This window comes from Pseudomonas sp. 22515, assembly GCF_052044625.1.
Classification (GTDB): Bacteria; Pseudomonadota; Gammaproteobacteria; order Pseudomonadales; family Pseudomonadaceae; genus Aquipseudomonas; species Aquipseudomonas alloputida.
On record NZ_JBQENN010000021.1, the window covers coordinates 31,886 to 46,341 of the forward strand.

The 14,456-nt window shown below is 63.3% G+C and carries 9 protein-coding genes; 4 read left to right on the forward strand and 5 right to left on the reverse strand.

Going from position 1 to position 14,456, the window contains the following annotated elements; all coding sequences use genetic code 11:
* Positions 1 to 16: 16 nt before the first annotated feature.
* Genes ACTJJN_RS19205 through mfd form a run of 3 tightly spaced genes read right to left on the reverse strand, consistent with a single transcriptional unit; the run spans position 17 to position 7,370 of the window.
* The gene (locus ACTJJN_RS19205; RefSeq protein ID WP_088513652.1) at positions 17 to 3,334 is read right to left on the reverse strand and encodes a DEAD/DEAH box helicase; all 3,318 of its coding nucleotides are present in this window, start codon (positions 3,332 to 3,334) and stop codon (positions 17 to 19) included.
* A 4-nt stretch (positions 3,335 to 3,338) separates the two neighbouring features.
* Positions 3,339 to 3,911, reverse strand: a complete 573-nt coding sequence (locus tag ACTJJN_RS19210; protein WP_003248789.1) for a CsiV family protein — start codon at positions 3,909 to 3,911, stop codon at positions 3,339 to 3,341.
* 9 nt (positions 3,912 to 3,920) lie between these two features.
* The gene (gene mfd / locus ACTJJN_RS19215) at positions 3,921 to 7,370 is read right to left on the reverse strand and encodes a transcription-repair coupling factor (protein WP_012053155.1); all 3,450 of its coding nucleotides are present in this window, start codon (positions 7,368 to 7,370) and stop codon (positions 3,921 to 3,923) included.
* Positions 7,371 to 7,537: 167 nt separating this feature from the next.
* Between mfd and ACTJJN_RS19220 the strand changes: the two genes are divergently transcribed.
* From ACTJJN_RS19220 to sthA, 3 genes are all read left to right on the forward strand, one after another.
* Positions 7,538 to 9,001, forward strand: a complete 1,464-nt coding sequence (locus ACTJJN_RS19220; protein WP_010953137.1) for a glyceraldehyde-3-phosphate dehydrogenase — start codon at positions 7,538 to 7,540, stop codon at positions 8,999 to 9,001.
* Positions 9,002 to 9,130: 129 nt separating this feature from the next.
* Positions 9,131 to 10,129, forward strand: a complete 999-nt coding sequence (locus ACTJJN_RS19225) for an FAD:protein FMN transferase (protein ID WP_012053154.1) — start codon at positions 9,131 to 9,133, stop codon at positions 10,127 to 10,129.
* A 204-nt stretch (positions 10,130 to 10,333) separates the two neighbouring features.
* Positions 10,334 to 11,728 carry a Si-specific NAD(P)(+) transhydrogenase gene (sthA, locus tag ACTJJN_RS19230; RefSeq protein ID WP_010953139.1) on the forward strand — a complete coding sequence of 465 codons (1,395 nt, stop codon included), beginning with the start codon at positions 10,334 to 10,336 and terminating at the stop codon, positions 11,726 to 11,728.
* 48 nt (positions 11,729 to 11,776) lie between these two features.
* On the opposite strand, the gene ACTJJN_RS19235 is transcribed toward sthA, so the two are convergent.
* Both ACTJJN_RS19235 and ACTJJN_RS19240 read right to left on the reverse strand, forming a co-directional pair.
* Positions 11,777 to 12,493 (reverse strand): glycerophosphodiester phosphodiesterase, encoded by a 717-nt coding sequence (locus ACTJJN_RS19235; RefSeq protein WP_003248799.1) that lies wholly within the window; start codon positions 12,491 to 12,493, stop codon positions 11,777 to 11,779.
* 31 nt (positions 12,494 to 12,524) lie between these two features.
* Positions 12,525 to 13,109 carry a PilZ domain-containing protein gene (locus tag ACTJJN_RS19240; protein ID WP_440781520.1) on the reverse strand — a complete coding sequence of 195 codons (585 nt, stop codon included), beginning with the start codon at positions 13,107 to 13,109 and terminating at the stop codon, positions 12,525 to 12,527.
* A 93-nt stretch (positions 13,110 to 13,202) separates the two neighbouring features.
* Here ACTJJN_RS19240 and ACTJJN_RS19245 point away from each other — a divergent pair, with 93 nt between their 5' ends.
* Positions 13,203 to 14,453: a lipoprotein-releasing ABC transporter permease subunit gene (locus tag ACTJJN_RS19245; protein WP_234547401.1), complete on the forward strand. Its 1,251-nt coding sequence runs from the start codon at positions 13,203 to 13,205 to the stop codon at positions 14,451 to 14,453.
* Positions 14,454 to 14,456: the final 3 nt, after the last annotated feature.

Genomic DNA, 14,456 nt, shown 5'->3' on the forward strand with positions numbered 1-14,456 from the left:
TGTATCCGCTTTTGGTCTACCGCCCGCGCTTTCCAGGCAATGGCGCAAACAGGGCCTCGATTTCTTCATCGCCAAGCCGCCATTGCCCAGCCTGCCCGCCGTCCAGCAGGCTGGCCGCCAGTGCTGCCTTTTCCTGCTGCAACAACTGGATCTTCTCTTCCACCGTACCCCGGGTAATCAGCTTGAACACGAACACCGGCTTGTCCTGGCCGATGCGGTAGGCACGGTCGGTAGCTTGGTTTTCGCTGGCCGGGTTCCACCAGGGGTCGAAGTGGATCACGGTGTCCGCCGCCGTCAGGTTCAAGCCTACGCCCCCTGCCTTGAGGCTGATCAGGAACACTTCGCTTTCACCTTGCTGGAACTGCTGCACTGGCGTGCGACGGTCGCGAGTATCACCGGTCAGCAGGCTGTAACGGATTTTGCGCTTCTCAAGCTCCTGCTCGATCAGCGCCAGCATCGAGGTGAACTGTGAGAACAACAACACCCGGCGCCCTTCGCTGAGCAGTTCTTCGAGCATCTCCAGCAGCGCACCCAGCTTGCCCTTGTCGGCCTGGTTGCCTTTGCTTTCTACCCCCTTGACCAGGCGCAGGTCACAGCACACCTGGCGCAGCTTGAGCAACGCATCGAGGATCACGATCTGGCTGCGTGCGGCGCCATTGCGGGCGATTTCGTCGCGGACTTTCTGGTCCATGGCCACTCGCACGGCTTCGTACGTATCGCGCTGGGCATCACTGAGCTCGACCCAGTGCACCATCTCGGTCTTGGCCGGCAGTTCTGTGGCTACCTGCTCCTTGGTGCGGCGCAGCAGGAACGGCCGGATGCGGCTGGCCAGGTGGGCCATGCGCTCGCTGTCACCGTGGCGCTCGATCGGGTTGCGGTAATCCTGGTTGAAGCGCTTCAGGTCGCCCAGCCAGCCGGGCATCAGGAAGTGGAAGATCGACCACAGTTCGCCCAGGTTGTTTTCCATTGGCGTGCCGGTCAGGCACAGGCGCTGCCCGGCCTGTAGCTCGCAGACGGCGAGGGCAGCCTTGCTGCTGCTGCTCTTGATGTTTTGCGCCTCGTCCAGTATCAGCACGTGCCAGGCCTGGGGGCGCAGCTGTTCCAGGTCGCGTGGCATCAAGGCGTAAGTGGTCAGGACCAGATCGTACTCATGGAGTTTGGTGAAGTGCTTGCTGCGCCCCGGCCCATGCAGTGCCAGGACGCGCAGGTCGGGGGCGAAGCGCTGGGCTTCGTCCAGCCAGTTGGGTATGAGGCTGGTCGGCATGACTGCCAGGGCCGGTGCATTCAGGCGCCCGCACTGTTTCTCCAGCAGCAGATGGGCCAAGGCCTGCAGGGTCTTGCCCAGGCCCATGTCGTCGCCGAGGATACCGCCGGTACCCATCTCGCGCAGGGCCTGCAGCCAGTTCAAGCCTTGCTGCTGATAGGGGCGCAAGCTGGCCTGCAGCCCTGTGGGCGGTTCTACCTGCAGGTCCCGGGCATCGCGCAGGCGCCGGCCCAGATCGCGTACGTGCTCGCCACCTTCCCAGTGCAGGGGCAGGCCTTCTATTTCGTTCAGACGCGCGGCGTCGGCGCGCTCCATGCGCAGGGACGGGCCTGCAGTGTCCTCGTGCAGGTAGAGCTCGCCCAGGGTGCCCATGACTGCCTTGATGCGGCCATAGGGCAGGGCGACGCGCAAAGCCGGGGCATCGAGACGGCCGCGATTGAGGTCGATCAGCAGGTGTTCATCATCGCTGCGCCGGGCCAGTTCGCTAGGGCGTAGCAGCTCCGGGCTGCTGCGCAGCAGGTGCAACACGATCGGCAGCAGGCTGTGGCGCTGGCCATCGACCACGATGCCGAGTTCCAGGTCGAACCATTCATGGCCAGGCGCTTCGTCGATGGTTGCATACCAGTCGTCCACCTCCTGCAGGTTGAAGGCGAAGTCGCGGTGAATATCGATGTCCCAGCCGGCTTCGCGCAGGCGCGGCAGGCCTTCGCGGGCAAAGCGCAGCCAGGCTTCGTCGTCAGGCAACTGGTGCATTTCGCCGGCGCTGTCGGGTAGGGCCTTGCTCTGCCGTGTGGCGGGCTTGAAGCCGAAATCGCGCAGTACCTTGCGCAGCGCCTGCTCGGCTTGAGTCTGGCGGCGAATGCGCTGGCTGGTGCTGCCTGCCAGGCGGGTCAGCGGCTTTTCGTCGGTGCCGCTGGCCTGCAAGCCGTCATAATCGAACGCCAATGCGGCGCGGTGTTGCATTTGCCGTTGCATGCGACCGGTTTTCGGCATGTAGGCGGTGTATTCAAGGCTGCCGAGAGCAAGAAGGGGCTTTGGCTGGATGTTATCGAGCAACTGCTCCTGCACTTGCGTCGGGGTCGGCACCTTATGGCTGAGGGCATTGAGCTTGTGGCTCAGGGGTACGACCAGGTGTTCCGGCACGTCGGGTGCAATAGTCAGCTGTACGGCGACGTGGGGATCCAGGCTGTGCTCGACCTTGCCCACTTCACGGGTCGGCAGGTCCAGGTAGTAAAGCGGCAGCAGCGGGATGACGCAGCGCAGCATCGCTTCGCCGCTGTACCACCGCCCCCGGTAATTTCCGTTGTCCAGGCGTACCCAGCGAAACTCGGCGTGGCGCACCGGGCCTTCATGAAGCAGGGGGAGGTCGGTGTCGAAGAACATCCGCCCGGTTTCGAGGGCGCGCTGGAACAGCTCGCCACCTTCATGGCCCTTCAGTCGGTAGCCGCGATCCTGGCCGCCGCCCTGATTCAGGGCCGAGAGCAGGCGCAGAATGCGGATGTCTTCGTCTGTTACGAAGCGCGGTGGCTCGTAGAGGAAATCGTAAAGGGACTGGACGCGGCTGAAGCGGATGCCGTCCTCCGTTCGCGTGCCCTTGCGCACAAGCAGGGCGCAGCCCGCATCGTCGGTGAGCTGCAGCTGATAGCACACCATGCGCCCGCGTTTGTCTTCGGTCGCGTCGGTCTTGGGTGGGGCCTGCTCCAGGCCGCTCAACCAGTGCTGCAGTTCGGCGGACAAGGCGCCCGGGTTGGCTTGCGTGTCCTTACTGCTGGAAAAGCGCTCGCTGACGCAGAAAAGGACAGCGGCGCAATGCTTGCAGTTTTGCCGTACCGGGCAATCGCAGTCACCGCGCACATGGCACCGGCCGCCCGCTACGTGCAACTTGATGTGTTGCCGGTAGTGGTTGTTGCCGCTCCCCTGGCAACTGGCCGTTATGGTTGGCCCATGAATGCCTTCCAGTTCGGCCCTGCCTTCCTCGGCATAGCGCTCACCGCGCTGCAGGGCAGCTTTGCTGAACGATTGAATCCAGTTCGGATAGGCGTTCACCATTTCGGCGGCATCGTCCTTCATGGGCTTACTGCTCCATCATCTCCGGGTCCATCACCGGCATTTTCGGCGTGCCTGGTGGGGTCACCTTCAGCAGCACCGCCAGGTGCCCGCCGTCGAGAAAGGTCAGCTGGCCGCCCTTGACGTTGCTGTTGCTTTGCCTGAACTGCTCGCTTTGCAGCACGTTGCCGTTGCCATCCAGCTGGTTGACCCAGAAGTTGGCCTCGACGGTGATGAAGCGGCCTTCAGCGATGCTCAGGTTGCCTTCGATAGGGAAGTGCCCGAACTGTTCGGTGCCTTCGCCCAGGGCGATGCGGCTGGGTTCGCTGCCCACCTGCTGTTGCCAGGCCTTGTGCATCAGCACCGTGTAGTCGGCGGTGGCTTCCAGGCGGGTGGCTTCATCTTCAAGTGCTGGGGGGCGCTCGGCCTCTTTCGCCAGGCGTGGGGCGCCAGCGCTCCAGTCTTCGGGGGCGAACGGGCTGGTGAAGGCGGGCACGCTGTTCTGCCGCACCAGAATCATTTCTACCTGATACAGGCCTTCGGCGAAGGCCGCTGGGGCGAACAGCGCCAGCAGCAGGGTCAGGCAACGGATGGCACGCATGAGTCTTCCTTAGGCAGGCTGTGGGGTCAGGCGCTCGAACAGCGCCTCCAGGGTATTGAAACGTTCGTCGGGGCGTTCCATCGGTACCAGGAAGCGGAACTGGGTGGCGCCTTCGAACTTGTAGCGTTTGGGTTGACCCTGGATCAGCTTGATCAGGGTCAGTGGGTCGACCGGTGTTTCGGCTTCGAACTCGAGCTTGCCACCGTTGGGCCCCGCATCGACTTTCTTGATGCCGAGCTTTTCCGCGTGCAGCTTGAGTGACGTCAGGCGCATCAGGTTCTTGGTCGGCTCTGGCAGCAAGCCGAAGCGGTCGATCATCTCGACCTGCAAGTCCTTGAGGCCTTCTTCGTCGGCAGCCGAGGCAATGCGTTTGTACAGGATCAGGCGCGCATGCACGTCAGGCAGGTAGTCCTCGGGGATCAGTGCCGGCAGGCGCAGGTTGATCTCCGGGCCGCCACCCAGGGGTTGCTCAAGGTTCGGCTGGGTACCTTTTCGGATTGCCTTGACCGCACGTTCGAGCATTTCCATGTACAGGGTGAAGCCCACTGCCTGGATCTGCCCACTCTGGCCTTCGCCCAGCAGCTCGCCGGCACCGCGGATTTCCAGGTCGTTGGTGGCCAGCACAAAGCCTGCGCCAAGGTCTTGCGTGTTGGCGATCGCCTCCAGGCGCTTTTCGGCGTCGGCGCTCACCTTCTGACGGGTAGGTGTGAGCAGGTAGGCGTAGGCCTGGTGGTGACTACGGCCAACCCGGCCACGCAGCTGGTGCAGCTGGGCCAGGCCGAACTTGTCGGCGCGCTCGATGACGATCGTGTTGGCGCTGGGCACGTCGATACCGGTTTCGATAATGGTCGAGGCCACCAGCACGTTGAAACGCTTGTGGTAGAAATCGCTCATCACCTGTTCCAGCTCGCGTTCGCGCATTTGCCCGTGGCCGATGCCGATGCGTGCCTCGGGCACCAGCTCGGCAAGGTCGGCGGCGCATTTTTCGATGGTTTTCACATCGTTGTGCAGGTAATACACCTGGCCACCGCGCAACAGTTCGCGCAGCAGCGCCTCCTTGACCGTGCTCTTGTTCTGTTCCATGACGAAGGTGCGCACCGACAGGCGGCGTGCTGGCGGCGTGGCGATGATCGACAGGTCGCGCATGCCCGCCACCGCCATGTTCAGCGTGCGCGGAATCGGCGTGGCGGTCAGGGTGAGGATATCGACCTCGCTGCGCAGCGCCTTCAGCTGTTCTTTCTGGCGCACGCCAAAGCGGTGCTCTTCATCGATGATGGCCAGGCCCAGGTCTTTGAAGCGTACGTCGTCCTGCAGCAGCTTGTGGGTGCCGATGAGAATGTCGATCTTGCCTTCGGCAAGGTCCGCGGCGGCGGCGGCCACTTCTTTGGCCGATTTGAAGCGGCTCATCACTTCCACGGTCACGGGCCAGTCGGCAAAGCGGTCGCGGAAGCTGTTGTAATGCTGCTGGGCAAGCAGGGTGGTGGGCACCAGTACGGCCACCTGGCGGCCACTGTGCACGGCGATGAACGCCGCGCGCATGGCCACTTCGGTCTTGCCGAAGCCCACGTCGCCGCAGACCAGGCGGTCCATTGGCTTGGGTGCCAGCATGTCGGCGCGCACGGCCTCGATGGCGGCCTGCTGGTCCGGGGTTTCCTCGAACGGGAAGCCGGCGCTGAAAGTGGCGTAGTCGGCGGACGGGTCGGCAAACGCGTAGCCCTTGCGCGCGGCGCGGCGGGCATAGATGTCGAGCAGTTCGGCGGCCACGTCGCGGACCTGTTCGGCGGCCTTGCGCTTGGCTTTCTGCCAGGCCTCCGAACCCAGCCGGTGCAACGGAGCCAGGGCGTCGTCGCTGCCGGTGTAGCGGGCGATCAGGTGCAGGTTGGCCACCGGCACATACAGCTTGGCGTTCTCGGCGTATTCCAGCGTCAGGAATTCGGCGGCCTGGCCGTCGATTTCCAGCGTGGCCAGGCCCAGGTAGCGCCCGACGCCATGGTCGATGTGCACCACCGGCGCACCTTCGCGCAGCTCGGTGAGGTTCTTGATGACCGCGTCGTTGGCGGTTTCGCCGCGCTTGTCACGGCGCCGGCGCTGCATCACTCGCTGGCCGAACAGTGGGCTTTCGGCAATCAGGGCCAGCCCTGGATCGTCCAGCAGCAGGCCGTCGTCCAGCGGGGCGATGGTGATCGCCAGGCGCTCGGCACCGGTAATGAAATCGTCCCAGCCTTCGACGGTATGCGGGCGCAGCTTCAGCCGTTCGAGCAGTTCCAGCAGCACTTCCCGGCGGCCCGCTGATTCGGCGGTGAAGAGCACGCGGCCGGGGAACTGGTCGAGGAAGTTGGCCAGCTCGGCCAGCGGCTGGTTGGCCTTGGCCTCGATGGCCAGGTTGGGCAGGGCGCGCGCCGGGAAGCGCTCGCGGCCCACGCCAGGCTCCAGCGCTTCGCTGCTGACCACCACCCGGGGCCACTGCTTGAGCCGGGCGAAGCAATCTTCCACCGGCAGGAACAGCTCGGCCGGCGGCAACAGCGGCCGGCTGAGGTCGCCGCGGCGGTCTTCATAGCGCCCGCGCACGTCGTTCCAGAAGTGCTCGGCGGCCTGTTCCACACCGGGTAGCGAGAACACCTGGGTGTCGGTCGGCAGGTAGTCGAACAGGGTCGAGGTTTCTTCGAAGAACAGCGGCAGGTAGTACTCGATACCGGCGGGGATGATGCCGCTGGCCAGGTCCTGGAAGATTGCACTGCGGCGGAAGTCGACGTCGAAGCGCTCGCGAAAGCGTGCCTTGAAGCGGGTCACTTCTTCCTTCTGCATCGGGAATTCGCGTGCCGGCAGCAGGCGCACCGAATCCACCTTGTCGATCGAGCGCTGGGTCTCGGGGTCGAAGGTGCGCAGCGTTTCGATCTCGTTATCGAACAGGTCGATGCGGTAGGGCAGTTTGCTGCCCATCGGGAACAGGTCGATCAGCGCGCCGCGCACGGCGAACTCGCCATGCTCGTAGACGGTGTCGACACAACGGTAGCCGCTGGCCTCCAGGCGCAGGCGCATCTGTTCCACGTCGATGGTCTGGCCCACATCCAGCACCAGGCTGCTGCCCAGCAGAAAACGCGTGGGTGCCAGGCGGTGCAGGGCGGTGGTGATCGGCACCACGAGGATGCCGTGGCTCAGCTCCGGCAGGCGGTACAGGCTGGCGATGCGCTGGGAGATGATGTCCTGGTGCGGCGAGAACAGGTCGTAGGGCAGGGTTTCCCAATCGGGGAACGGCAGCACTGGCAGGTCTGGGGCAAAGAAGCGCAGCTCCTGCTCCAGACGGTCGGCGGCCTGGCTGTCGGCCGTCAGCAGCAGGGTGAAGCGGCCAGCGCTGCTGGCGGCTTCGGCGATGGCAAGGCTGAGGGCGGCACCGGGCAGGTTGCCCCAGGTTTGTTTGCCGGCCGTGGCCGACATTTGCGGTAGGCGCAGAACTGACACGGGAGATTGCACTCCAAGCGTTGCGGCAAAGAGACCGATTGTACCGGTGACAGTGCCGGCTGTCAGGCTCGAAAGGGCATGAACGCTGGCTTGCGTCACTGTGACAGGCACTCATTGCCGGTTCCGCGTTGGGGCGTCATAATGTAGCCCCTTTTTTCTGTCCCTACATGTGGAAGGTTCCCGTGACTCAGAAGCCCGACCAGTGTCTTGGTGAGTGGATTGATCGTGAAGCCCTGGCTGAAGCGATGATCCCGCTTATCGGTCAGCTCTACCGCAATAACAATGTGGTGAGCTCGATTTATGGCCGCAGCCTGATCAACCGTTCGGTTATCTCGATCCTCAAGGCGCACCGCTTTGCGCGCCACCGCCAAACCGACGAAACCGAACTGTCCGTCCACGAGACATTCCCCCTGCTCAAGGCCATGAGCGAGCTGAAACTGGGCGCCGCATCGGTCGACCTGGGCAAGCTGGCCAACAAGTTCAAGCAGGAAGGCAATGGCCGCACTGCCGAGCAGTTCGTCCGTGAAGAGCTGGCCGACGTGGTCGGTCAGCAGAACGCTTCGGCGCGCAAAGGCACCGACGTTGTCCTGTACGGCTTCGGTCGCATCGGCCGCCTGCTGGCGCGCATCCTGATCGAGAAGACCGGTGGTGGTGACGGCCTGCGTCTGCGTGCCATCGTCGTGCGCAAAGGCGCCGAAAACGACCTGGTCAAGCGTGCCAGCCTGCTGCGCCGTGACTCGGTGCACGGCCCGTTCGATGGCACCATCACCATCGACGAAGCCAACAACACCATCACCGCCAATGGCAACCTGATCCAGGTTATCTACGCCAAGAGCCCGAGCGAAGTCGACTACACCCAGTACGGCATCGACAATGCGCTCATCGTCGACAACACCGGCGTATGGCGTGACGCCGACGGCCTGGGCCAGCACCTGGCCTGCCCGGGTGCTGCCCGCGTGATCCTCACCGCACCTGGCAAGGGCGCGCTGAAGAACATCGTGCACGGTATCAACCACGGTGATATCACTGCCGATGACAAGATCATCTCGGCGGCCTCCTGCACCACCAACGCCATCGTGCCGGTGCTCAAGGCCATCAACGACCAGTACGGCATCGTCAACGGCCACGTCGAAACCGTTCACTCGTTCACCAACGACCAGAACCTGATCGACAACTTCCACAAGGGCAGCCGCCGTGGCCGTGCCGCGCCGCTGAACATGGTAATCACCGAAACCGGCGCCGCCACCGCTGCTGCCAAGGCACTGCCAGTGCTGAAGGGCAAGCTGACCGGCAACGCGATTCGTGTTCCGACGCCGAACGTTTCGATGGCCATCCTGAACCTGAATCTGGAAAAGGCCACCACCCGCGACGAGATCAACGAGTACCTGCGCCAGACCGCCATGCACTCGGAGCTGCACAAGCAGATCGACTACGTGGCTTCGCAGGAAGTGGTTTCGACCGACTTCGTCGGCTCGCGCCATGCCGGTGTGGTTGACGCAGAGGCGACCATCGCCAACGACAACCGCGTTGTTCTGTACGTCTGGTACGACAACGAATTTGGTTATAGCTGCCAGGTGGTTCGTGTGATGGAAGACATGGCCGGTGTGAACCCGCCAGCGTTTCCACGCTGATTCGCTTGTAAGGCAATGAAAAAACGGGAACCTTCGGGTTCCCGTTTTTTTTATTCTGAATGTGTGTTGTCAGTGCCGGCCCTTTCGNACCCGCGAAGAGGCCAGCACTGGCAACCGAGAAACCCTACTGTGCGCACAGCCCTACTGTTCATTCTGCTGCTACTCACCGCCTGCAACCAGGGCCCCACCCTGGAGCGCCTGGGTGGCCCGACCATGGGCAGCAGCTACAGCATCCAGTACGTCCGCGAGCCTGGTGGCCCGGAGCCGGCCCAGGTGCAGAGGGCGGTGGAAACCATCCTGCACGACATCGACCACCACTACTCGACCTACCGCGGCGATTCCATCGTAAGCCAGTTCAACCGCTTGCCTGCCGGCCAGTGCCTGGCCCTGCCGCCTGACATGCTCGCGTTGGTCAGCCTGGGCCAGCACCTTGCCGAGCAGAGCGATGGCGCCTTCGATCTCACGGTAGAGCCTTTGCTCGATCTGTGGGGCTTCGGCCCTCAGGCCCGTCACCAGCAGGTGCCCGAACCACAGGCACTGGCCCAGGTACGCCAGCGTGTGGGCTACCAGCACCTGCGCGTCAAAGGTCGAGCCCTGTGCAAGGATGCCCCGGTGCAGCTCGACTTCAACAGTATCGTCGCCGGTCATGCTGTCGACTTGATCGCTGCGCGCCTGCAGGCCATGGGTGTCAGCAGTTTTGTCGCCGAGGCCACTGGCGAGCTGAAGGCGGTTGGCCGCAAGCCTGACGGCAGCCCTTGGCGTATTGCCCTGGAACTGCCCCGCGAAGACCGTCAGATCGCTCGCCAAATTATTCCGGTCAATAGCCTTTCAGTATCAACCTCGGGTGACTATCGGCACTATTTCGAGCAGAATGGCCGGCGCTATTCGCACACCTTCGATGCCCGCCTCGGGCGCCCGGTCGAACATGACCTGGCTGCCGTTACGGTGCTGGACGCCTCAGCACTGCTGGCCGATGGCTATTCGACGCTGCTACTCATCCTGGGCCCACAGCAAGGCTGGGATTTTGCCGTGGCGCATGACTTGGCGGCGGTTTTGGTGACTCGAGCAGAGGGAGGCTTCGTCTCCCGAGCTACGCCCGCGTTCGAACGGGCAGTGAAAGGCCAGTGAAAGCACTGGCAGGGATGATTGCCGCCAGGGAATGGGTGAAGCATATGTAGTGCGGGCAAAATTGGCCTACGACGCGACCAAGGGTTAATGTGCGCGGCGTTCAGGGTTGATTAGACTGCACCCGAATTTTCTCATGGCGCCCCGGCGGCATGATCGTGCCCCGCGAGCGACCGTGGCTTGCGGGCCAGTTCTGAAGGAGTACGCATGGCTGTCTACAACTACGACGTAGTGGTGCTGGGTTCCGGCCCGGCCGGTGAAGGCGCGGCAATGAACGCCGCCAAAGCAGGGCGCAAGGTAGCGATGGTCGATGACCGTCGCCAGGTCGGTGGCAACTGCACCCACTTGGGTACCATTCCGTCCAAGGCACTGCGTCACTCGGTGCGGCAGATCATGCAGTTCAACACCAACCCGATGTTTCGTGCCATCGGCGAACCGCGCTGGTTCTCGTTCCCGGACGTGCTGAAAAGCGCCGAAAAGGTCATCGCCAAGCAGGTGGCATCGCGCACCGGCTACTATGCCCGTAACCGCGTCGACGTGTTCGTCGGCACCGGCAGCTTTGCCGACGAGCAAACCGTGGAAGTGGTGTGCCCGAACGGCGTGGTCGAGAAGCTCAACGCCAAGCACATCATCATCGCGACCGGCTCGCGCCCCTACCGCCCGGCCGACATCGACTTCCACCACCCGCGCGTGTACGACAGCGACACCATCCTCAGCCTCAGCCATACCCCGCGCAAGCTGATCGTGTACGGTGCCGGCGTGATCGGTTGCGAATACGCTTCGATCTTCAGTGGCCTGGGCGTATTGGTCGAGCTGGTCGACAACCGTGGCCAGCTGCTGAGCTTCCTCGACTCGGAGATTTCCCAGGCGCTGAGCTACCACTTCAGCAACAACAACATCACCGTGCGCCACAACGAGGAGTACGAGCGCGTCGAAGGCCTGGACAACGGGGTGATCCTGCACCTCAAGTCGGGCAAGAAGATCAAGGCCGACGCGTTGCTGTGGTGCAACGGCCGTACCGGCAACACCGACAAGCTGGGCCTGGAAAACATCGGCATCAAGGTGAACAGCCGCGGTCAGATCGAGGTCGACGAGGCCTACCGCACCACCGTGCCGAACATCTACGGTGCCGGCGACGTGATCGGCTGGCCAAGCCTGGCCAGTGCCGCCCATGACCAGGGCCGGTCGGCCGCTGGCAGCATTGTCGATAACGGCAGCTGGCGCTTCGTCAACGACGTGCCGACGGGTATCTACACCATTCCCGAGATCAGCTCGATCGGCAAGAACGAGCAGGAGCTGACCCAGGCCAAGGTGCCGTACGAAGTGGGCAAGGCCTTCTTCAAGAGCATGGCGCGTGCGCAGATCGCCGGCGAGCCGCAGGGCATGCTGAAGATCCTGTTCCACCGCGAAACCCTGGAAATCCTCGGCGTGCATTGCTTCGGCTACCAGGCTTCGGAGATCGTCCACATTGGCCAGGCGATCATGAACCAGCCGGGTGAGCAGAACAACCTGAAGTACTTCGTCAACACCACGTTCAACTACCCGACCATGGCCGAAGCCTATCGGGTAGCTGCCTATGACGGCCTGAACCGGCTTTTTTGAGCGGCTCCGACCGGTGGCCTGAGCCGGTCGGAGAGACCGATTTCAACCCTACCCGAGGGTGGTCTTGGCCAAACCGGGAAAGTCTGTAATCAGGCTGTCCACACCAAAGTCAGCAAGCCGGCGCATCAGTGCCGGCTCGTTGACCGTCCACACCGACACATGCAAACCCTGGCCCTGTGCTTTGAGCAGGCGCTCGGGGGTGCACAGCGTCCAGTTCAATGCCAGCAGTTCGCAGCCGTAGTTCTGTGCCACCTTCAGCGGGTCGAGCCAGGCGTATTCGGCCACCAGCCCACGCTTCACGTCTGGCACCAGTTCCAGGGCGGCGCCCAGTACTTCGCGTGAACTGGAGGTGATGGTCACCTTGTCCAGCAGGCCATATTGCTGGGCCAGTTCACGGATCGCCAGGACGGTGGTGGCCGCGCGGGTGCGCGAGGCGCTTTTCACCTCCAGTTGCCAGTGTTCGAACGGGCATTTTTCGAACAGCTCTTCCAGTTTCGGGATCGGGCAGGGCTGCACATGGCCCGGGCCGCCTTTGCGGGCATCGATCTTGACCAGTTCGGCGGCCGGGTGCTCGACCACTTTGCCGCGCCGGCCCGTGGTCCGCTTGAGGGTGGGGTCGTGGATGACCATCAGTTCGTTGTCGGATGACAAGTGCAGGTCCAGCTCGCAGCGGGTCACGCCATGGGACAGGCATTGCTGAAAGCTCTTCAGGGTGTTCTCGGGTGCTTCGCCCTTGGCGCCGCGATGGCCGTAGATCAGGGTCACGTTCGTTCCTTCAAATCAGGGAGAAATTGGCTCAGGAGGCGGGGTCGTTCAGTTCCAGCTGCTGGCGCCGTTGCTGTTGCTGGCGCTGCAGGATGTAACGCGCCAGCAGTTGTCGTTGGGCGTCGGTCATGTCGATGAACTCGGTGCCGACCTCGAAGCCGCCCTCCGGGCGAGGGTCGCAATGGGTGATCTTGCCGCGCAGCAGCAGGCCATGGGCGCGCGGCATCAGCACCATTTTCACTTTCACCCGGGTACCGGGGGCAATCTGTGTGGCTTGGGCGGATTCGATGCCGCCTTCGGAAATGACCACCGGCAGCGGCTCGCCGACCTCGCCCAGCAGGGTTTGTGCAACCACCGCGCTGAGCAAGTCGAGGCGCTTGTTCTGTGCCCGCAGGAACGCGGCGAGGGTGCGGTCCTTGTCGCTTAGCTGGCGCAACAGGTGTTGCGACTCGAAGTCGGACAGGTGCAGCTCGCTGAGCAGGTTGAACAACGGCGAATCATCTTGCAACACATCTGATTCAAGGGCTTCGGCCGCGCTAAGGGGGCTTATTTGAAGTGCGATCCGATCTTCGATGCGGTAGTATTCGCGGCGATCTTCTTCGTCTAATGTCGTCATGGCGAACCCAAGGTAGCGGCGGTGGTCCGAGTGTAAAGCCGCCGTAGGCGCCTCGCCACAAGGACGTTCCCTTTCATCCGAACAAGCCCCGACATGTTCAGACCTCTTTTCGCATTCATCGGCACGCGTTATACCCGTGCCAAACGTCGCAATCACTTCGTCTCGTTCATTTCCCTGACCTCGATGATCGGCCTCGCCCTGGGCGTGGTGGTAATGATCGTGGTGCTGTCGGTGATGAACGGTTTCGACCACGAGATGCGCACCCGCGTGTTGGGGATGATTCCCCATGCCACGCTGGAGAGCGGCCAGCCCATTGCCGACTGGCAGGCCCTTGCCCAACAAGTAAAGCAGAATCCGCAGGTGGTGGCGGTTGCACCGTTCACCCAGATGCAGGGCCTGCTGACCCATGATGGCAAGGTGCAGAAGGTGCTGCTCAACGGCATCGACCCTGCTCGCGAGCGCGAGGTGTCGATCATCGACAACTTCGTCCTGCAAGGCCGCCTGGACCAGTTGGCGCCGGGCGAGTGGGGCATCATGATCGGCGACAAGGCGGCGGCCAAGCTGGGCGTTGCCATCGGCGACAAGCTCACCTTCGTCGCCCCCGAGGTCAGCGTGACCCCCGCCGGCATGTTCCCGCGCATGAAGCGCTTCACCGTGGTCGGCACCTTCCACGTTGGCGCGGGGGAGATCGACGGCTACCTGGGCCTGACCAACATCAGCGACCTGTCCCGCCTGCACCGCTGGAAGCCCGACCAGGTCCAGGGCCTGCGCCTGAAGTTCGACGACCTGTTCCAGGCGCCGCGCGTAGCCTGGAGCATCGCCCAGCAGCTGGGCGAACAGGAGTTCTATAGCCGTGACTGGACCCGTACCCACGGCAACCTGTACCAGGCGATCCGTATGGAAAAGGCCATGATCGGCCTGCTGTTGCTGCTGATCGTGGCGGTGGCGGCGTTCAACATCATTTCCACCCTGGTGATGGTGGTCAACGACAAGCGCGGCGACATCGCCATCCTGCGCACCCTGGGCGCCACGCCCGGGCAGATCATGCTCATCTTCATGGTCCAGGGCACGGTGATCGGGGTGATCGGTACCCTGATCGGCGCCGTCGTCGGGATCTTCGCGGCCCTGAACGTGAGCGCGGCGATCGCCGGCCTCGAGACACTGATCGGCCACAAGTTCCTCAACGCCGACGTGTACTTCATCGATTACCTGCCGTCGCAGATCCTGGCCCAGGACGTGTACATGGTCTGCGGTGCGGCACTGGTCCTGAGTTTCTTCGCCACCCTGTATCCGGCCTGGCGTGCGGCCCGCACCCAGCCTGCAGAGGCGCTACGTTATGAGTGAGTC